17 protein-coding genes and 2 rRNA genes are annotated in these 20026 nt (G+C 59.6%); 8 read left to right on the top strand and 11 right to left on the bottom strand.

Translation table 11 applies throughout. The features are described from left to right. From FGM15_00815 to FGM15_00790, 6 genes are all read left to right on the top strand, one after another. Window positions 1-384, top strand: a 23S ribosomal RNA gene (locus FGM15_00815); the annotation flags it as partial. A 192-nt stretch (window positions 385-576) separates the two neighbouring features. Continuing rightward, window positions 577-692, top strand: a 5S ribosomal RNA gene (gene rrf / locus FGM15_00810). Window positions 693-873: 181 nt separating this feature from the next. After that, complete coding sequence (locus FGM15_00805) at window positions 874-1461, top strand: hypothetical protein (protein ID MBU3664407.1); 588 nt, start codon at window positions 874-876, stop codon at window positions 1459-1461. Between the two features lie 79 nt (window positions 1462-1540). Continuing rightward, window positions 1541-2377 (top strand): site-specific DNA-methyltransferase, encoded by an 837-nt coding sequence (locus FGM15_00800; protein MBU3664406.1) that lies wholly within the window; start codon window positions 1541-1543, stop codon window positions 2375-2377. An 87-nt stretch (window positions 2378-2464) separates the two neighbouring features. Next, window positions 2465-3286: a sugar phosphate isomerase/epimerase gene (locus FGM15_00795; protein ID MBU3664405.1), complete on the top strand. Its 822-nt coding sequence runs from the start codon at window positions 2465-2467 to the stop codon at window positions 3284-3286. Between the two features lie 35 nt (window positions 3287-3321). Then, the gene (locus tag FGM15_00790) at window positions 3322-4443 is read left to right on the top strand and encodes a Gfo/Idh/MocA family oxidoreductase (GenBank protein ID MBU3664404.1); all 1122 of its coding nucleotides are present in this window, start codon (window positions 3322-3324) and stop codon (window positions 4441-4443) included. 98 nt (window positions 4444-4541) lie between these two features. Here the strand turns inward: FGM15_00790 and FGM15_00785 are convergent, their stop codons facing one another. Further along, window positions 4542-5528 carry a trypsin-like peptidase domain-containing protein gene (locus FGM15_00785; protein MBU3664403.1) on the bottom strand — a complete coding sequence of 329 codons (987 nt, stop codon included), beginning with the start codon at window positions 5526-5528 and terminating at the stop codon, window positions 4542-4544. On the opposite strand from FGM15_00785, the gene FGM15_00780 reads away from it, so the two are divergent. Next, window positions 5510-5680: a site-specific DNA-methyltransferase gene (locus tag FGM15_00780; protein ID MBU3664402.1), complete on the top strand. Its 171-nt coding sequence runs from the start codon at window positions 5510-5512 to the stop codon at window positions 5678-5680. The genes FGM15_00785 and FGM15_00780 overlap by 19 nt on opposite strands. 39 nt (window positions 5681-5719) lie before the next feature. Here FGM15_00780 and FGM15_00775 read toward each other — a convergent pair whose 3' ends face one another. The 6 genes from FGM15_00775 to FGM15_00750 form a co-directional block, all read right to left on the bottom strand. Further along, window positions 5720-9217: a hypothetical protein gene (locus FGM15_00775; GenBank protein ID MBU3664401.1), complete on the bottom strand. Its 3498-nt coding sequence runs from the start codon at window positions 9215-9217 to the stop codon at window positions 5720-5722. A 115-nt stretch (window positions 9218-9332) separates the two neighbouring features. After that, on the bottom strand, window positions 9333-10412 hold the full coding sequence (locus FGM15_00770; protein MBU3664400.1) for an ADP-ribosylglycohydrolase family protein: 1080 nt from the start codon (window positions 10410-10412) through the stop codon (window positions 9333-9335). Window positions 10413-10434: 22 nt separating this feature from the next. Continuing rightward, window positions 10435-10812 carry a hypothetical protein gene (locus FGM15_00765; GenBank protein ID MBU3664399.1) on the bottom strand — a complete coding sequence of 126 codons (378 nt, stop codon included), beginning with the start codon at window positions 10810-10812 and terminating at the stop codon, window positions 10435-10437. A gap of 77 nt (window positions 10813-10889) precedes the next feature. Next, window positions 10890-12200: a PEP-CTERM sorting domain-containing protein gene (locus tag FGM15_00760; protein MBU3664398.1), complete on the bottom strand. Its 1311-nt coding sequence runs from the start codon at window positions 12198-12200 to the stop codon at window positions 10890-10892. Beyond that, on the bottom strand, window positions 12112-12618 hold the full coding sequence (locus tag FGM15_00755; protein ID MBU3664397.1) for a hypothetical protein: 507 nt from the start codon (window positions 12616-12618) through the stop codon (window positions 12112-12114). Before FGM15_00755 ends, FGM15_00760 begins: the two co-directional genes overlap by 89 nt. 12 nt (window positions 12619-12630) lie before the next feature. Continuing rightward, the gene (locus FGM15_00750; protein MBU3664396.1) at window positions 12631-14304 is read right to left on the bottom strand and encodes a hypothetical protein; all 1674 of its coding nucleotides are present in this window, start codon (window positions 14302-14304) and stop codon (window positions 12631-12633) included. 141 nt (window positions 14305-14445) lie between these two features. On the opposite strand from FGM15_00750, the gene FGM15_00745 reads away from it, so the two are divergent. Then, the gene (locus FGM15_00745) at window positions 14446-15600 is read left to right on the top strand and encodes an HD domain-containing protein (GenBank protein MBU3664395.1); all 1155 of its coding nucleotides are present in this window, start codon (window positions 14446-14448) and stop codon (window positions 15598-15600) included. A gap of 72 nt (window positions 15601-15672) precedes the next feature. Here the strand turns inward: FGM15_00745 and FGM15_00740 are convergent, their stop codons facing one another. The 4 genes from FGM15_00740 to FGM15_00725 all read right to left on the bottom strand — a co-directional run bounded on the left by FGM15_00740 (window position 15673) and on the right by FGM15_00725 (window position 19947). Continuing rightward, a complete protein-coding gene (locus FGM15_00740) occupies window positions 15673-16377 on the bottom strand; it encodes an SDR family oxidoreductase (protein MBU3664394.1) in 705 nt (234 codons plus the stop codon). A gap of 90 nt (window positions 16378-16467) precedes the next feature. Next, window positions 16468-18414 carry an acetate--CoA ligase gene (gene acs, locus FGM15_00735; protein ID MBU3664393.1) on the bottom strand — a complete coding sequence of 649 codons (1947 nt, stop codon included), beginning with the start codon at window positions 18412-18414 and terminating at the stop codon, window positions 16468-16470. A gap of 45 nt (window positions 18415-18459) precedes the next feature. After that, on the bottom strand, window positions 18460-19047 hold the full coding sequence (locus tag FGM15_00730; GenBank protein MBU3664392.1) for a hypothetical protein: 588 nt from the start codon (window positions 19045-19047) through the stop codon (window positions 18460-18462). Window positions 19048-19053: 6 nt separating this feature from the next. Further along, a complete protein-coding gene (locus FGM15_00725) occupies window positions 19054-19947 on the bottom strand; it encodes a serine acetyltransferase (protein MBU3664391.1) in 894 nt (297 codons plus the stop codon). Window positions 19948-20026 lie beyond the last annotated feature (79 nt).

The raw sequence follows: 20026 nt of genomic DNA, 5'->3' as shown, positions 1-20026 counted from the left end.
GGCTCATCACATCCTGGGGCTGGAGAAGGTCCCAAGGGTCCGGCTGTTCGCCGGTTAAAGTGGTACGCGAGCTGGGTTCAGAACGTCGCGAGACAGTTCGGTCCTTATCCACTGTGGGCGCAGGAGAATTGAGGGGTTCACACCTTAGTACGAGAGGACCGGGTGTGACGAACCTCTGGTGTTCCAGTTGTCGTGTCAACGGCATTGCTGGGTAGCTATGTTCGGAAAGGATAAGCGCTGAAAGCATCTAAGCGCCAAGCCTATCCCAAGATGAGTTCTCCCTGAAGATCCGTGGTAGACCACCACGTTGATAGGTTGCGGGTGCAAGCACAGTAATGTGTTCAGCTCAGCAATACTAATGATCGTCCGGCTTGGTCATTTTTTTCCTCTGGGGCCTTTTCAAGGTTCGCCCATGAAATTCATGACTTTACTAGCTTGTTTGCGGTTGTGCCTCTATGCAGATGTGAAGGAACACGGCGTGTTCTTCTTTGAAAATTTGGTAACGAAGGGTCGTTGGAACTTGATCCGTTATGTCTTGCTGCCGTCAGCGGCGGCAAAACAACGAGCGCGTCAAATTCTGGTGATCCTAGCGCAGTGGAACCACCCGTTCCCATCCCGAACACGGAAGTGAAACGCTGCAGCCCCGATGGTAGTGCATCTCTAGGTTGCGCGAGAGTAGGACGTTGCCAGAATCCACCCTCCCCATGGTTCGCCATGGGGAGGGTTTTTTATTTCGGAGAGACATGCCGGATAATTGCCAACTCTCCGGCGTTTCGCTCGAGGCTGGGGGTCGCCGTCCTCGGCGTCGGCCGTGTCGGTTCTGCAAATTGCGCTGGACGCACAGCCGCTTGGCGCACGAATCTTGACGGCGATATGTCCAAGAAATCCAACCCCGTCCGCAGCACACTCATGATCGTGGGTGGCGTCCTCGGAATGCTCCTGCTTTTCAGTGTTGTCCTGCGTGCCGCCCTTGCCCCGCTTTACCAGGATGTCGCCATGATGCAGTCGCGCGAAGGCGGCGGAGGCTACAGCGGTGGCGGTGGTGGCGGGGAATCGTACTCGGGTGGAGCCAGCGGTGGTTCGAATGTGAACATCGACCTGGGTGGACTTGGCGGATTGCTGAATTGGGCGCTGGGTTGGGCTTGGGGTGGTCCGGGATGGTATAACGCGCATCCCGGAGGCGGATGGTGGGGAGGCAACTGGTGGAACAATTGGAACGGCAGTTGGGATCACAATGGCAACTGGTATGATGCGAACGGTAATCGCGTTTTCAACAACGACACCTTCAACCGCACGGTGAATCGGGACAACAATTTCGATCGTGCTGTGCGCGATGAATCTCACGGAGGTGACGAGTTTCGCAGGGAGGAAGACCGTGTGCGCGAAGGTGGCTTCCACGGAGGTGGTGGCGAACATTTCCATGGTGGCGGCGGAGGTTTCCACGGTGGTGGACGCCGTTGATGGCAAACGCACAGTCGTTGATTTGCAGCAGGGCGCGTCCTCCCGGGAATCGTGCGGATTGCTGCTATAAGATGTCGCAATGAGTGCGGCCTCTTTGCCTGTGATCGAGATCGGCCATGGCCGGATGATCACGGGTGACGCGCTGCAGATTCTTCCGACGCTTCCGGAGCAGCATTTCCAACTCATCATTGCCGACCCGCCTTATTTCCAAGTGCTGCTTGATGAGGACTGGGACAACGCTTGGTCCTCGGCGGACGAATATCTCGATTGGATGGTGCGATGGGTGCGTGAGTGCAAGCGGGCGCTGCGCCCGGATGGCTTGCTTTATGTCTTCGGTCAACTCGGCAAGCGCGAACACGTGTGGTTGCATGTCTGCTCGCGGCTGGCTGGCTTGATGCAGTTCCATGACATGATCATTTGGGATCGCGCCGTGGGCTACAACGAGCGCCACGATTCCTTCACGCCCCAATACGAAATGATCCTCGCCCTGCGACCCGAGGCGAACTCGACGACCTATTTCGACAAAGATGCCGTGCGCCTTCCCTACGGCGAAGCGACCATCGGAACCTACCTTCGCGACAAACGCTACAAAGACAAAAACGCGCGTGAGCGTCACCTGCGCCGCGGCAAATATGCGACAAACATCCTGCGCGTGCCGTCACTCAAAGGCGCATCGAAGGAAAAAATCGGCCACCCGTCGCAAAAGCCCGTTGCGTTGATCAACCAGCTCATCATGTCCGGCTCGCGCCAAGGCGATGCTTTGCTTGATCCTTTTTTGGGCAGCGGCACCACGGCCGAAGCGGCGGAAAGCCTTGGCCGCCAATGGACCGGCATCGAACTCAATCCCGATTACATCCAAATGGCCAAGAAGCGCATTGAGTGCGTCTTGGCCGACCCCGAGGTTGCTCTTTCGTGAGCGTCCCCTGCTTTTTGTTTCCAAACAGCAACCCCCACCTTCACGCTGAGGCATTGCAAATGCGCATCTCTTAATGTCATCCTGCATATGACCGTGGACATCAAACCTATCTCCATCCAACTATTCACACTCCGCGAAGAGGCCGCCAAAGACTTTCCCGGAGTCCTCCGGCGCTTGGCGGCGATCGGTTACAAAGGGGTTGAACCCGCGGGCTTCTTCGGATTCACACCGAAGGAACTCCGCAAATTCGTCGAGGATCTCGGAATGGTCATCTCCTCGACCCATAGTCCGTGGGCCAACCCCGACAACCTCGACGAGGTCATCCAAGCCTGCGCAGAGATGGGGATTACCATGACAGTCACCGGTTACGGGCCGGAAAATTTCGCCACCGTCGATGCGATCAGGAAGACCGCGGAAATCACCTCGCGAATGAATGAGAAGCTGGCGGCATCAGGGCTCACCCTTGCCGTGCACAACCATTCTTGGGAGTTTGAAAAAATCGACGGGCGCATCAAACACGAGATTTTCGCCGAGCTTTGTCCCGATGTGAAATTCGAGCTCGACACGTATTGGGCCGCGAATTTCGGCGCGAACAACGCCGTGGAAATGGTGCGCCGTTTTGCAAAGCGCTCACCCCTCCTTCACATCAAAGACGGCCCCATGGTGCCGCCTGGCACCGTGTATAACGCGGCGACCGACCAGATGGAGATTGTTCCCGGGGCCAACTCCGCCCTGCTGCCAGTGGGCAGTGGCAGGAATGACATCAAGGGCATCATCGCCGCCATGGATCCGCAGGTAACCCAATGGCTGGTGGTCGAGCAGGACACCAGCGACACCGATATTTTCGAGTGCGTCGAGAAAAGTTACAACTACCTCGTCGGAAATGGCCTGGCCGCGGGAAACAAATAGCGAGCGCAACGACTCGCCGACCTATCATCTGAATTATGTCACACTCGGCCATTCAACCCATGAATATCGGCATCATCGGCTGCGGGAATATTTTCGGTGCTTATGCCAAAGGCTGCGCGATGTTCAGGATGCTGCATCTGAAATCCTGCGCGGATATCAATCCGGATGCGGCCGCTGCAAAGGCCAAGGAGTATGACCTCAAGGCGACGAGCATTTCCGAGCTTCTGGCCGATCCATCGATCGATCTGGTGATCAACCTCACCGTGCCCAAGGCTCACGCGAAGGTCAGCATGGAAATCCTCCGGGCCGGCAAGCACGTTTACAGCGAAAAGACTCTGGCGCTCGATGTTGCTTCAGGAACATCGTTGCTGGATTACGCGGCGCAAAAAAACCTTCGCGTCGGCTGCGCGCCCGACACCTTTCTCGGCGCCGGTCTCCAGACGGCCAGAAAGTTGATTGATGACGGCTGGGTCGGACGCCCGCTTTCCGCCACCGCATTCCTGCTGGCATCGGGCCCCGAGTCTTGGCATCCGAACCCCGCATTTTTCTACGAACAGGGAGCGGGGCCGATGTTCGACATGGGCCCTTACTACATCACTGCGCTCGTCCACCTGCTTGGTCCGGTCGCGGCGGTCTGTGCCATGACCTCGACACCGCGCCCGGAACGCATGGCCACATGCAAAGAGCAGTTCGGCAAGATGTTGCCTGTCGAAGTTCCAACGCATTACAGCGGGAGTCTCCTGTTCGCCAGCGGGGCCGTGATCACCATGGCCGTCAGCTTCGATGTCGTCGCCGACACACGTTTCAAAAGTCCCATCGAGATTTACGGTTCCGAGGGCAGCTTGGGAGTGCCCGATCCGAACACTTTCGACGGACCGGTCAGCCTTTGCCGCTCCCGAGCGAAAGAATGGCAAGAGATCCCGCTCGCCTTCAACTACGCGGAGAATTCACGGGGCATCGGCGTCGCGGACATGGTCCACGCCATCCGCTCGGGCCGTCCCCATCGCTGCGACGGGAACCTCGCCCTGCATGTGCTGGAGGTCATCACAGCATTCGAGAAATCAAGCAGCAACCGCTCTTGGATACAAATCCACAACAACTGTGCCAAACCCGCACCCCTTCCCACGGGGCTGACGCTTGGACTGTTGGACGACTGACAATCCCGCGCATTCTGCTCAAAGAGATAGAGCGGTTTTGTAAAAGTTGTAGCCGTTGCGCCATCTGCTGCGCGTGCCATTGGCCGACGTCCGCTTGATCAACTCCTGCGCATCATCAGGACCATTGTTGCCGCCGACAGCGCGAGCAGCGCGTAGGTGGTCGGCTCGGGGATGATGGACATGATTTGCGGGGAGTAAAAAGAAAGGTCGGCCGAATAAGTGACGTTGCCATAAATGGCATTTGTCGTCGCAGAGGGCTGCCCGCTATAGCCTCCGACGCCGAACATCACGCCGCCCAACTCCCAAGCGGACTCCCTTTTGGTGAAGACCGCTCCGCCCGAATCGCCGAGAACCGCCTGAGCCTCGTTACTCGCGAAGAAGGAGTCCGTGAATGTCGTGGAGAAGGATTTCACATCCGGTGATCCATCGGCGCTTACCCAGAAATCGGTCGAACTGACTGTATTGGTCCCCCAGCGCAGGGTTTGGCTCTCCAAAGTCTGGTAACCCGCGGCATTACCGCTGGAGGAAACCACCGTCCAAGTCCACGGTGTGGTGGCCTGGTTGACATTCCACTCGGTGAAAGCTCCGCGATCGCGTCCGGCGCCGATCATGGTGACGGCCGTGCCCAGCGTCGGCGCCGACGAGGCGAGGGTAAGCGGTCCGAGTCCAGCCGGTGTCGAGGCGAGTTGGAACATGATGAGGTCCGTGAATACCGTCCTGCCGGGTGCATTGTTGGTCAGCTGCACGAGCGTGTTGGTCAATGCGTTATAAGAAACTCCCGCAAAAGAAATGCTGCCGACGCCGACGTGCGCCGCAGTGAGCACCCATCCGGCGCCGAGGTAGATGCCGCTCGCCCCGTTGAGAACGCCGACGTTTGCCCATCCGGGATCGTCACTCGGTGCATTGGTGTTGCCGGTGCCGCTCGCGGTATTGATCACCACAGCCTGCGCCGCGGGTGACAGGGCAACAACCAACGCGATAAGGACGGGCAGCAACCTGAAATTCACGGCGGGAATTTGCGCCGGATCGTCGGATGGCGCAACCCGCAACTTGATCGTTCCGGGGAATCGTTGTGCTCGATCCATTTCTCGGCGGCGGAACAACAGCCGAATCAGCCGAGGCGCTCGGACGCCAGTGGACCGGCATCGAACTCAATCCCGATTACATCCAAATCGCCAAGCAGCGCATCGATCGCATGTTGGCCGACCCAAAGCCTAGCTGTTTCGTGAGCCTCTGAGTGCTTGTTGTCTCAAAACCGCGCGAGCAGCGGGATTGTTCAGCGCCTGCGTTTTAATTCGGGTTTGCGCTCGTAGCAAAGCCAGTCGCTGTAACCTGCCCAGCCTTTCGCTGGATAGGTTCGCTCAGGATGGTAAGGAATGTCTTGCGGCTTTGGAGGTTGTGTTCGGAAAAAGTCGCCGCGGCAATAGTCTCTCCACTCGTGCTCACCTCGCAAGCCAAGTGTGCGAGCGAAAGCCCTCGCTTTTATAAACGACCGATACTTTCGCAAGCGGGGAGCCACAGTTCCCGTGCCGAGCCAATCACCGAATCCCGCCCACCCCTTGCGGGCATATGTTTGGTTGGGGCAAACTGGAATATCGGAAGGCAAGGTGCCCTTGCTCCGTAGGCGGCCTTTGCAAAACGCTCGCCATTCTGTGCCGCTTTTGAGATTGAGGCTGCGAGCGAAAGCCCTTGCACTCCTAAACGTGCGATATTTTTTCAACTGATCCGCAACTCTACCGGTGCCGAGCCAATCGCCAAGCCCAGCCCAGCCGTTGCCGACATATATGTTCCAAGGACTTGCAGGGATATCAGGAGGCAACATCGACTGGCCGGGCAGGTTACTTTTGCATAGCGCGTTCCACTCGGACCTGCTTTTCAGCTTGAGTCGACGCACGAAAGCTCTCGCTTCTTTGAAGGATCGATACTTTCGTAAGCGAGGAGCCACAGTTCCCGTGCCGAGCCAATCACCGAATCCCGCCCACCCCTTGCGGGCATATGTCTGGCTGGGAGTAGCGGGAATATCTGCAGGCAAAGTTCCCTTATTCGGGAGGCGACCTTTGCAAAAAGCTATCCACTGCAACTGGCTTTTGAGTTTAAGACCGTGAGCGAAAGCCCTTGCACTCCTAAACGTGCGATATTTTTTCAACTGATCCGCAACTCTACCGGTGCCGAGCCAATCGCCAAGCCCAGCCCAGCCGTTGCCGGCATATGTATTCCAGGGATTAGCCGGAATGTCATCCGGTAAGGTCCCCTTAGATGGATAAAGGCCTCTGCTATAGTTATCCCACTGGGTTCTATTCAGTAACTTAAGTTTGCGCACAAAGGCTCTTGCGCTTTTGAACGAACGATATTGGCGCAATCGAGGAGCAACGGTTCCCGTGCCGAGCCAATCACCAAAACTAACCCAGCCTTTGTTTTTATATATCAAGTGAGGAGACGCTGGAATATCGGCAGGTAAGGACCCCTTTTGAGGATGAAGCCCTTTGCAGAACTCTCTCCATTCAGAAACATTTTTTAGAGCTATACGGCGAGCGAATACCCTTGCCATATGAAAGGGACGATATTGGCGCAATTGAGGGGCTATATTTCCCGTCCCAAGCCAATCACCCATTCCTTTCCAGCCTTGGCCCGAGTATGTCTTGGCGGGGTTGGTTGGAACGTCAGCAGGCAGTCTGTGTTTACAGTCCAGTAGACCTTTACAAAGTTCGCGCCACTCCTTCTCATTTCTCAAGCCGAGGCTGTGAACAAATGTGCGCGCTTCCTCGAACGGCTGCCAGGATAGTTTAGCCAGATGAGTCCAGCACTTGAGTTCGATGTCTTTTGCAAAGTTTTCCAGATTGACTCGCTTTGCGAGTTTCTGGTCGATATCGAATACAACGGTTCCGCCTGTGCTTCGTCGTTTGCCCTGCGAAACAGCGCGGAAATATTCGATGATACGGTCGTCGTTGGCCGCCAGCGCGCGCAGCGTTGTGAGGATTTCTTGAAATTCCTCCGAATCGAAAATGTCATCCGGCGTGGCCTTCGCATCGTGCAGGATCGGCACGATCACATAGCCCATCTTCTTGCCTTTGGCCGGACGTAAGGCGCGTCCGACAGCCTGCACGATATCCACCGCACTGCGCCGCGGATCGGCGAACATCACGCAATCGATATCTGGCACATCAACGCCTTCGGTCAGGCATCGCGCATTGGTAATGAGCGCGCGCTCCGTCTCAGCGAATTCCTTCACCACCCGCGCACGGGTTCCCGTTGGGGTTTGCCCCGATACATGGAAGGTCTCGACCGCCCCATGCTTCCGGTATGCACGGTTGTAAGCATCGTTGTGTTCCTTGAAGACCTCGGCCCGCCGGATGCTGCTGTGGAACGAAACAGCGTGGCGGATCGGATACTTCTGCATGGCTTTGCGCAGAGCGACCAGAGCTGCCAGCATCTCGGCTTCGATCTCCTTGGTCCATTTGCCTTTGTCCGGCCGCACGAAGACATTTTTGCGGATCAGCTCGGCCACTTCTTCGCGCGAAACGAGGATCGTGACGATGCGGTAGTCGCTTAGGATGACCGGCTTTTCTTCGAGCGCGCGCTTGAAGCTCAGCAGATGGAAGGTGTCTCCATAGACCGCAGCATCATCCATGCTCAAAATCTTGTCACCCTTACCGCGATAGCGCCGCTCGGTCGCCGTCATGAAAATGCGGCGCTTCACCGGAAGATTCTTCTCGTGCAGAAGATGGGAGAAAAGCTTCGCCCCGTCACCGACCGTTTTGTGCGCCTCGTCCATGAGGCCGAGGTCGAAAGCAAACTTCGCCTGCCGCGCTGCCTTCGCAATCGCTGCGCCACTCTGATACGTGGTGAAGACCACGGTGAGTCCGGGCTTTTTCTGCTTCAGCCATGACGCGATTTCTTTCGTATCGGTAAGACACGGGACACCGAGGTCCTGACGCAGCACGGCCACATCGTCCTGATCCACACGTCCGGCCGAGTCATCGCTGCACACGCAAATCCATTCCACCTTGTCGCCGTGGGCCATCGATTCCCGCAGCCACACTTTCAGCGTCTGACGAATCAGCGCCAGACTCGGCACCGCAACGAGAATCCGTTTCGCCTTCAGATCGCGTGCGATCCAGTAGGCAGTGAGGCTCTTGCCCGAGCCGCACGGACTGATCAGCTTGCCGCGCTTCTGCTTCTTGCCGACAAAATGCTTCCGCGCATCGGCGATGGCCTTCTTCTGGTGCGGACGCGGCTTGAGCGGCGCAAGTTTGACCGGTTTGTGTCCGAGCAACTTGCGCAGCCGTGCGAAAAATTCCTCATCGAGACTTTGCCAGACATCAAGCGCGCAAAAACCGATACGGTCTTGGTGTTTGAGAACGTGCGTGATCCGTTCCGTCGTCGAGCAGACGAGTCCGAACGAAATATGCCGGCAAATGCCGAAGGCGAGTCCGGTAAAAGTGGAGATCTCCCGCCACGGCACCGGCCGCGTCGTGTTCTCGCGGTATTTGCATTGAATGGCCCAGAACTCGCCGGTGTTTGTTTCGGCGATAAGGTCGATGCCTTGGTCGTTGCCCGGCAGCTTCAGCTTCTTGCGCAGGGCGGACGGCACTTCGTCCAGCAGCCAGACCTTGCGCAGCTTCGTCGCATATTCCGGATCGAGCAGCAGATAGGCCCGGACAAGATGCTCGAAGAGATCGCCCTTCTCTTTTTCCGACTTCTTGGCCAGAGCGCGGCGGAAAGCGTCCCACGACGAACACTTCGCCACCACATCGCGCAGGAAAGGAGATTTCATGAGACGCGGGAATTATTCCCGAATCTGGAAGCACGTCAGAGCAAAAATCGCGTCATACGATTTCCAAAATTTCTCAGAGGGCAGCGGCCGGCCGGTGATATGGAAGCCTCAGCAGTCAGACTTGTCCGGCCAGCGTCTGAGCCAGTTCCAGCAGATGTTCGTGCCGTGCGAGGCCGCGGATGAACCGATCGGGAATACCCGCAAGACCGGTCTGTGCTCCGACGAGAGTGCCCGTGAGTATGGCTCGAGCTTGGTTCTGTCCGCCGCCATTGACGGCGTGAAGCACGGCAGATTCGAAGTCATTGTGGAAACGGGCGGCAAGGTAGTAGGCCGCGGGCAGTTGGTGGTAGATGGCACACGGCATGCCATAGACAACGGACACCTTCGATGCCGGCTCGATGCGAATGGCGGGATCCGCGGCGGCGGCCGCCACGCACGAAGGAGTGATCAATGCATCCGGTGATGCGAAGCGACCGGCGCGCGGCGCCTCGGGCTCGCCCGGCCTCGGAGGCTGCAGGTTCTCGCTGGTGACCGAGTGGAAAGGGAGTTGTCCGCTTCGCACCATGCCCAGCAGCGTATCCGTGATCGTGGCGTCCAGCTTATGGCCGCGCACGAGAAGGCCGAGCACGGCGCAATAGGCCACGGTCATGGCAAGGACGGTGCCGTCGGATTGCGTCAGCGCGGCATTTACCGTCACCGACTCTGCGAGCTGGCGCATGTCGGATGCGTAGCGCACGCCGAGAACGAACGTCCGCTCGGCGGCTTCCGTCGTGTCCGCGTTTCCCGCGGTCTGGCCCCACGGGAGATTTTCTTTCACTCGCTTGCGCCACGCTTCGCGGATCGATTGGCTCGTGTAACCGCCGGGTCCGCTGAAAGGAGTGCCGTCGAGGAGCGGAAAAAGTTCCCCATCGAGCTTGCGGCAGAAATCGGCTTCATCGTAGGCGCCCTTTTCCGCGACCGAACGCAACAGCAACTCGGTGATGAATCCCGCTTGGGAAGAGTCGCCGGCTTTCAAACCCGCATGATAGCGTCCGGGCTTGGGATCGGTGTAGTCCGAGATCCAATCGCCGTAAACGCGGCGCATCTCGTCGAGGTCGTAATACCAATGCGGTCCCAACGCGACCGCGTCGCCGATGAAGGCACCCATGATCGCGCCCGCCGCGCGGTCTTGCATGTCGGAATGCGCGGCAGTCATTGCCCGCTCGCGGTCGCGGCAACTACTTAGCGAAGATCGCTTTGAGGTAGTTTTTTTGTCCGACCAGAACGACGAGGGCGAGGATGGCGATAAGCACCGAAAGCCCATGATCGGCCTGTTTGATGAGCACGTGGAAAAGCAGGATGTTCACCACGATCGGTCCGAGCAGCGTGAGGGCGAGATTGGTGAAGCGTCCGGAAAGCAGTAGCACGGCCGAAACCAACTCGAGCACTTTCACCAGTGTGAGGAAGCCCGAGCCGTAAATCGCGCCCATGAATCCCGCGGCCAGACTTTCCGCAGCGGGGGCGGGAATCGGGATGAATTTGAGCCAGTAGTTGAGGGAGAAAACGAGGAAGATCACTCCGAGGAGAATGCGGGCGGTGGTGAAGAGGTGTTTCATGGGAGTTTAGTTGCGGAGGATAATCCCCCGATTTCCCGGTTTTTGTAAAGGCCGAGCAAACCGGTGGGGCCGCGAAATCAGGATGCGCGCCGTCGGACCGATGCAAGGGCTAGCAGCAGGCCGCCAAGGGCCAGCAGCGCCCATGTGCGCGGTTCCGGGACGGCCTCGAAACCGATCTGCCCGTCCTGCAAGTTGTAGATCACGTCGTATTGCTGGAAGAGGGAGATGCCGGAGTTGAGATAGAACAGCGTGTTGTTGGTCTTGTTATCCTGAACAGACACTTGCCCTGCAGTGGTGACGAATTCGAAAAATTCAGAATTTGTGCCACCGAGGGTCATTCCGGAAAGCCCGAAGTCCGCTCCGGCCACGAGGTGGCCCTTGCCTTCGCTATTGGTGGTGTAAAGCGCTTCGGGAATTCCCCCGACGTCCGCATTATGGATTGTCGTGCTCGCGCCGGTGTCGGTGGTAATTCCGAGGTTGGTGGTGAAGTTGGTCGTCGCATTGCTGATCGTCATGTTCGCGTTGAACACCTGCTCGGAATAAAAAAGCGATCTGCTGTTGGTGAAGGTGGAACCGGGCGGGGCGTTGGTGTCGGCATTCATCCCGAAGTAAAAAGCAGACGCGCTGTTGGTGTCCGCTGCGGTCAGTCCGATTTGCATGTATGGGCTGTCGCCGTATGCGCGGATGCGGAATCCGGGAGCAATGCCATTGGTGAAGCTCAGCTGGGCGATCAGGTTGACAATCCCGCTGTGCGTGTAGGCCAGATTCATGCCGAAGTCGCCGTAAAAGGCCTCATCGACAGGCGGTGTATTCGTGGTGCCTTCGCCACCGGGTGTCCACAGAGCCGCCCCGCCACTGGTGGTGTTGGTGATGGATGTCATTTGTCCCACGCGCAAATCGCCCGCCGTGGTGACCAGCGGGCTGCTGCTGTTGTGATCCGAAAAAAGTGAAACGGAAGCCGTGACGATCGCTCCTTGGTATTGGATCCCGCTGTCGTAAGTGTTGGTCACATCACTCCCGGTGTAGGAGAAGTTTGTGCCCCACCACCGGGACTTGTTTGTGTCGGCCGACGCATAGGCCGCGTAGAACCCGCCGCCGCCGGTGTCGAATTCGAAAATCTGCGGTGTGCTGCCGCCGCCGAGCGAAGCGTAGATGCCGAGTTTTTGCCCGCCCGAAGCGATGGTCTTGTAATGAAGCGGAACGATCACCGTATTCGAGATGACTGATTGCGCGCCGAGCCGGACCGGCAGCGCAAAAAGGGCGGCAATGAGCAGGTGGCGCAAGGACTTCACGAGACGCTTAAATTGCCTGCGGCTTCCTCGTTTTCCAAAGGAGAAAGATTCCGAAGAGGGGCATGAAAATATCGCACCAAAACATGACTCCGGCATTTCCGGGGGCGAAATCGTGTGCTGTCACCATCTGGTAAATGTGGCCGCTGGCCGCGCCCCACATGAAACACGCGAGGGCGGCGATGATGCCGATGCGCAGGTCGCGGCTTCCGCGCGAGGCCATGAAACCGAGCACGGCATAACCCAGGCTGGCCCAGCCGACCTCGGCTTGGAAGGGGCTCTGGGCCCAGCCGATAAACTTGGCCGCCATATCCCCGAAAAACACATGGCATACGAAGTTGTAGAAAAACGTGACGCCGATGCCGAAGAAGAGGAACCAGCGCAAAACGGCTTCGGCTGATCTGCCGCGCGGGCGCGGTGCCGGTGTTTTGAGAATTTGCACGCCCGCGGCGATCAATCCGAGAACGGTGAAAGTGAGCGGAAAATTCGAAAGGGCGAATGTCACGAAGGCGTCCATAGTCGCCACAAGCTAGCTCTCTTCCTGTCTCGGGGAAAGATTCAGCTCCAAGGCACCCAACGCGCGGTCGATCACGGCTCGGCTGGTTTCCACTTCGTCCTGCAAGACGATGTTGGCGCCCGCATCGGCCAGGCTCCCGGCCTCGTTGCTGAAGGCGGTCCGTGCGATGATGGTGATGGCGTGGTTGCGCTCGCGGACGAGGTGCATGGCGGAGGAGACGGCGGACGTTGCCGGAAAGGTGAAGGCGACGAGCCGCGCCTCGCTGACGTTGACCAAGTCCCAGACGTCCGGCTGGCTGGCATCGGCAAAGAGCGCGGCCTGGCCTTCGCTCTGCAGCTTCCGGATCGTGTCGGCGTTGAGATCGATGACCACGCTGGCAACGCCCTGATCCGTGAGCGCTTTGACCAGCGCCTGACCGACGGGTCCGTAACCGCAGATGATCGCGTGTTCGGACAGGGGGGCGGACTGCGCCGCGACGCTCTCGGTGTGCCGCTGACGATGCAGAAAATTCGGGCAAAATCGTTCGAGAAACGTCCAAATCCGCGGCGCGCGATCCATGAGCACCGGCACCATGGCCATGGACAGTGCCATGGCGGCGAGCAACGGCTGGTTGGCATTGCCGGCCCAATCGGTGAGCTGCGAAGTTTTACCCATCAGCACCAGGGAAAACTCGCCTGCACTTCCGAGGCCGATTCCGGCGGTTGTGGCGGCACGCCAGCTCAGGCCCAGGAGACGCGCGATGACTCCTATGAGGAGCGTTTTTCCCGCAAGCAGAAGAACGGTGATGGAGAGCACGAGGATCCACGCATCCGCGACTTGCCCGAGGTTGATGCCCAGCCCGACCGAAACGAAGAACAGCGTGAGGAAGAGGTCCTTGAACGGTCCGACCTCCGACATGATTCGGTGCTTATACATGCACTCGCTCACCGCGACGCCGGCTACGAAGGCGCCGAGCACGAGGCTCAGATCCATCAGCGCCGCAAGGTAGGCGACACCGATGCAGAGCCCCGCGACCGTGAGGGTGAAAAGCTCGCGGCTGCGTGTCTGCGAGACTGCATGGAGAACGTGCGGGATGACAAAGCGTGCGAGCAGGACGGCCGCAAGAATGAAGAGCGCCCCTTGGACCGCGGTGAAGATCAACTGCGGTCCCATGGGGTGCGCCGCGCCGTCTCCGAACATCGCCGGAAGGAGGACAAGGAAGGCGATGACAAACAGGTCCTGCATGATGGCGATGGCCAGGGCGAGCCGCGCGCCGGAACTCGCGGCGATCCCCATGTCGTGGTAAAGTTTGATGCTGATCGCGGTCGAACTCATCGCACAGGCGACGGCCACGACGACGACCTGGGTCCAAGGGAATCCGAAATACGCCCATGCGGCGGCACCGGCCGCGGCCATGGTGATCGCGATCTGGGCCGCTCCTCCCCGGAAAGCGAAGCGACGCAGATGTTTGAGTTCTTTGAGCGAGAACTCCATGCCGATGACGAAAAGCAGGAGCATCACGCCGAACTCGGAGACGCGGTTGATGGCGGCGGTCGCGTCCTCACCTGCCAGCATATCGAGCAGTCCGGTGTTGGAGATGGCGATGCCGCAAAGGAAATATCCGACCAGCAGCGATTGCCGCAGCCGCAGCAAAATCAGCGACACCGCGACCACCCCGACCAGCATCAGCGCTATGAGAGAAAACATCGGCGGCAAGTCGGCGGTCGCAAGGGGAAGCAATGGCAGGTCCTGCACAGCCCGGATTATCCGTGCGGGCGGTGGACGAGGCCAGCGAACAACTCATCGAAAGAATTGCGCGCGGGGCTGGCCGGCATACATTAATCCGGCATGGAAGAAACGGCCCGGCACCCGCTGGAATCGGAGGCTTACCCGATTCAGTTGCCCGCCCGCAGGGCGTCCAGCCTTGGAGAACGCATCGGGGCGCTGCACGGCCAACTCCGCCGCGTGGTGCCGGAAGTCGATCGCATGGCCTGCGCCCTCTACGACCCCGAGATGGATCTGCTGAAGACGTTCGTCAACAGCACGGTCGGTGGCGAGCCGCTCAAGACCTACCAATACAAGCTTTCCGAAAGCCCGAGCCTGATGGCCTTGAAGATGGAGGGCAAATCGCGCGTGATCGAAGATATTTCGACCGAGCTGAAGAGCGAGACCGAGCACACGCGCTGGGTCAAAAGCATGGGCTACCGGTCGTCATACACCGTGCCGATTTACCACCAGGGCGTCTTCGAGGGATTCCTGTTCTTCGACTCGTGCGTGCCCGGGCTTTTCACGCCGGAGGTCGTGCACCGACTGGAGGTTTACGTGAACCTGATCATGCTGATGGTGAGCCACGAGGTGACCACCATCCAGGCGCTGACCGGATCCGTGCGCGTGGCCCGCGACTTCACCAACCTGCGCGACGAAGAAACCGGCTCGCACTTGGAGCGCATGTCGCGGTTTTGCCGGCTCATCGCGCGGGGTCTCGCCAAGAGCCACAACTTGTCCGACGAATTCATCGAGCAATTGTTTTTGTTCTCCCCGCTGCACGACATCGGCAAGGTCGGAATTCCCGACGCGGTGCTGCGCAAGCCGGGCAGTTTCACGCCCGAGGAGCGCAAGATCATGGAGACCCACGTCGATCTCGGCGTCAAAATGATCGAGCGGCTGGTGGACGACTTCAACCTGCGCACGGTGGCGGGGGTGGACATCCTGCGCAACCTGGTGGCCGGCCATCATGAATTTCTCGACGGCAGCGGCTATCCGGAACGGAGGAACAACGGCCACATCCCGATCGAGGCGCGCATTGTCACCGTGGCGGATATTTTCGACGCGCTGACGAGCCGGCGTGTTTACAAAAGCGCGTGGAGCATCGACGAAGCGCTCGAGACGTTGGACAAAATGGCGGCGGAGGGAAAAATCGACGCGCACTGCGTTGCCGCTTTGCGGGCGGACAAAGAAGAAGCCGCTCGCATCATCGAGCGGTTCGGCGAAGCAGAAGTTTGAGGTTGGAAATGTGGTCGGCCGGGACGCCGGCCGTCGGTCCGCTGAGGCCAGCGGACCCAACCGTAACACAGTTTACACCAGCTGGTGGCTTTCCGGCTGGAGGACGACTTCGGCCAGCACAAGGTGCGGTGGCGCGTCGATGGCCTGCATGATGAGATCCGCCGCGGTCGGCAGGGGAATCATTTTGTCGCGTTGCACAGCCATGTTAATGCCGTCCCAGAACGGCGAGTCAACTCCGCCCAGAAAAAACAGGCAGAACCGGACGCCGCTGCGCGCGTATTCCTGCGCAAAGGTTTTGATCAGGCCGGTCACGCCGAACTTGCTGGCGATGTAAGCCGCCGCGTTTTTCATCACCGCTTTTCCGAGAATGCCGGGAAGCGTGATGAAAAGGCCGTGCTTCTGCGCGGCCATCGCTTTGCATGCTTCGCGCGCGACAAGAAACGTGCCGCGGAGGTTGGTGTTCACAACCTTGCTAAATTCCGCGTCCGTTGTCTCGGCCGCGGGCTTGATAAGTCCGATGCCGGCGCAATGGATGACGCAATCGATGCCGCCCATGGATTCGCAGGCCTTGGCCACGAGCGCCTCGGCTGCGCCCGGTGAAGTGATGTCGGAAGCGACCGTTTCGACCGCGGTCGCCCCTGTGCAGGCGGCGGCGACTTCGGAGAGTTTGCCCTCGGAGCGTCCGGAGAGGACGAGCTTTGCGCCGCGCGCGGCGAGGCGCAGGGCCAGTTCGCGCCCGATTCCGCTCGAGGCGCCGGTGATGAGGAATTTGTCCATGGTGGCGGGGTTGCGTATGCGAATTGTTTTCGACTGTAGCGCCGGCGTCGCGGCCGATCGATCGATAAAACGACCGGCACTACACAAGGCTCACGAATCCTGCAATTTGAGTTTCGAGAGGATGCTGAAGTCTTCGAGGGTGGTGGTATCGCCTTTGACATCGCTGCCGCTGGCAATTTCCTTGAGCAGGCGGCGCATGATTTTGCCGCTGCGCGTCTTGGGCAGGGCTTCGGCGAAGTGGACGTCGTCCGGCTTGGCAATGGCCCCGATGGCGTTGCCGACGTGTTTGCGCAATTTTTCGCGCAAATCCACGCTCGGTTTTTCGCCTTCCTTCAGCGTCACGAAGGCGACCACGCCCTGGCCTTTGATTTCGTCGGGGCGCCCGACCACGGCGGCTTCGGCCACTGCTTGATGGGAGACAAGGGCGCTTTCGATTTCCGAAGTGCCGAGGCGGTGTCCGGCGACATTGAGGACATCGTCGATGCGGCCCACGATCCAGAAATAGCCGTCCTTGTCGCGACGGGCGCCGTCGCCGGTGAAGTAAAAACCCGGAATTTCGCTCCAGTAAGTTTTTTTATACCGCGCGCGGTCGCCGTAAATCGTGCGAAGCATGGAGGGCCACGGTTTGCGCACCACGAGTTTGCCGCCGATGTTTGGTCCGACTTCCTTGCCGTGGTCGTCGACGATGGCGGCGTCGATGCCGAAGAACGGCAGCGTGGCCGTGCCGGGCTTGAGCGGGGTGGCGCCGGGCATGGGGGAAATCATGATCGCGCCGGTTTCGGTCTGCCACCACGTGTCCACGATCGGACAACGCCCTCCGCCGATTTTTTTATGATACCACATCCACGCCTCGGGATTGATCGGTTCGCCGACCGTGCCGAGGAGACGGAGCGAGGAAAGATCGTGCTTATCGACCCATTCATCGCCCCATTTGATGAAGGCGCGGATGGCGGTCGGCGCAGTGTAGAAAACGGTCACGCCGTAATTCTGGATGATGCGCCAGAAGCGGTCCGGGTCGGGCCAGTTGGGTGCACCTTCATACATGAGGCAGGTCGCTCCGTTGGCCAGAGGACCGTAGACAAGATAGCTGTGGCCGGTGATCCAGCCGACATCGGCCGTGCACCAGTAGATGTCGTCCTCGCGCAGGTCGAAAATGTATTTCGTCGTGGAGTAAGCCTGCGTGAGGTAGCCGGCCGAGGTGTGGAGGATGCCTTTTGGTTTTCCGGTCGAGCCGCTGGTGTAGAGGATGAACAGCGGATGCTCGCTGTCGAAGTGCGTGACGGGGCAATCGGCGTTGACGTAGTCCAATTCGCGGTGCCACCAGACGTCGCGTCCTTCCTGGATGTGGATCTCGTTGTTGGCGCGCCGGAGGACGATCACTTTCTTCACCGTTGTCTCGCCGGCCAGTGCGGCATCGACATTGTGTTTGAGCGGCACGATGGCACCGCGCCGGTAACCGCCGTCGGCCGTGACCACGCATGTGGCGCCGCTGTCGGCAATGCGGTCGCGGATGCTGTCCGCGCTGAACCCGCCGAAGATCACCGAATGCACGGCGCCGATGCGGGCGCAGGCGAGCATGGCCACGGCGGCCTCGGGAACGAGAGGCATGTAGATGATGACGCGGTCGCCTTTTTTGACGCCGTTGCGTTTGAGCACGTTGGCGAAGAGGCAGACTTCGCGGTGCAGCTGTCCGTAGGTGAGGGTGCGCTTTTCGCCCGGCTCACCCTCCCAGATGATGGCGGCCTTGTTCTTGCGATGGCTGGCAGCGTGGCGGTCCACGCAGTTTTCCGCGACGTTGATGGTGCCTCCTTCGAACCAGCGCGCAAACGGCGCCGTCCATTTCAGGACGGATTTCCATTTGCGTCCCCATTGCAGTTCGGAGGCTTCGGCACCCCAGAATTTCTGCGGGTTTTTCACCGATGCTGCGTGCAGGCGCTTGTAGTCCGCCATGCTTTTGATCCGCGCGCTCTTGCTGAATGCGCGGGATGGTTTGATGACGCGTGTTTCGACGAGGCGGGATTCGATGTTCTGGCTCATCAGGAAAAGGGAAGGTCGGCGAGTTTTACGGAAGGGCCCGCGCAGTCACAACCGAAAAAGCTGCGTCTGGACGAGCGGTTCCGCGAGGGTTGCGGCGCGTCCGGGAACAAACCGGAACCGGCGGTCATAGCCGCCGCGCCCGTGTTGCCGGCAGCAGGAAAGGCAGGCCTCGGCGCGACGGAACGGCCGCACGCGTGCGACTTCCCTTCGGCAATTCGGGCAGTGGTAAACGTATCTGCGCTCCACGCGGCGCGGAACCGCGAGCGGCAGAGTATGGCAGCGTTTTTCTTCCGCGAGACCGAGATCGCGGCAGGCCTCGCGCCATTCCCGGCCGTGCGGGTGGAGCATCCGCCGCGGATGGCGGGCATGGGCGACCAGATGGGCGAGTTCATGCAGAAAGGTGCGCGTCAGCTCGCCCGGAAAGGCGAGAAGGCGCGGGTTGAGGAGAATCAGCCAGGAGTCGATGCGGGCCAATCCGGCCGTGGTGCGGAGCCGCGCGTGCCAATGAAGCGTCACCCTCGCTCCGAGAACCGGCAGTTCCAACCGCCGCGCCCATTCCCGTGCGTCCTGCTCGAGGCGGCGAAGGATTTCCGCCGGATGGGTCGTGCAGGGTTCGCTTGGAAGCGCGTGCATCGCGGCCTAGATGGAAAAATCCGGAACGTCGGACTTGGACGTTTTAGCTACCACGCGGACTTGGGCCTCCACGTTGTAAACGAGCGAGTTGGGAGGCACGCTGTGCATGAGGAAAACGTTCCCGCCGATGGTGCTGTTGCGCCCGATCACCGTTTCGCCGCCGAGGACCGTGGCGTTCGGGTAGATGGTGACGCCGTCTTCGACATCGGGGTGGCGTTTGCCGCCCTTGATGATGTGGCCGTCTTCGTCCTTGGCGATGCTGCGCGCGCCGAGGGTGACGCCGTGATAAAGCTTCACCCGCGCGCCGATGCGGCAGGTTTCACCGATCACCACGCCCGTGCCGTGGTCGATGAAGAAGTGGCTGCCGATGACCGCGCCGGGATGGATGTCGATGCCAGTTTGGCCATGGGCCCACTCGGTCATCATTCGCGGCACCAGCGGGATTTCGTGGCGGTATAGAAAATGGGCGACGCGTTGGATGGCGATGGCCTCGATGAAAGGATAGGAGAGGATGATCTCGTCGTTCGTGCGCGCCGCGGGGTCTCCCTCGTAGGCGGCCTCGACGTCCGTCCCCAACACGGCGCGGATTGCAGGCAATTCATCGAACAATTTCGCGACCGTGGCCCCGGGATCACCGCTGCCGGCCGCCACCGCCTGGAAGGCCCGCCGGAAGTCCTCGGCCAATCCCGCGACGCGCTCGCGAGTGACTTCCAACAAATCCAGTCTGCCGATGGCCCCGCCATCGTGGTAGCCGGGGAAAAGCACCTGCATCAGTCCCGTGCAGAGCGAGGCGATTTCCGGCTTGGAGGGAAGACCGGGATCCTCGGCGATGTTGATGCCCTTGTGATCGCGATAAGAATCCAGCAGTTTTTGCGCCCACTCGTTCGATTGCACGTCCATCCCCGCGAAGCATGAACTTCCCATCTGCCCGTGTCCAGAAGGCATATAGGAATTCTACGTTGTGAATTATATTGCCTGC

The organism is Chthoniobacterales bacterium, from assembly GCA_018883245.1.
Taxonomy (GTDB): Bacteria; Verrucomicrobiota; Verrucomicrobiia; order Chthoniobacterales; family JACTMZ01; genus JACTMZ01.
This window is presented reverse-complemented; position numbering and strand designations above follow the sequence as displayed.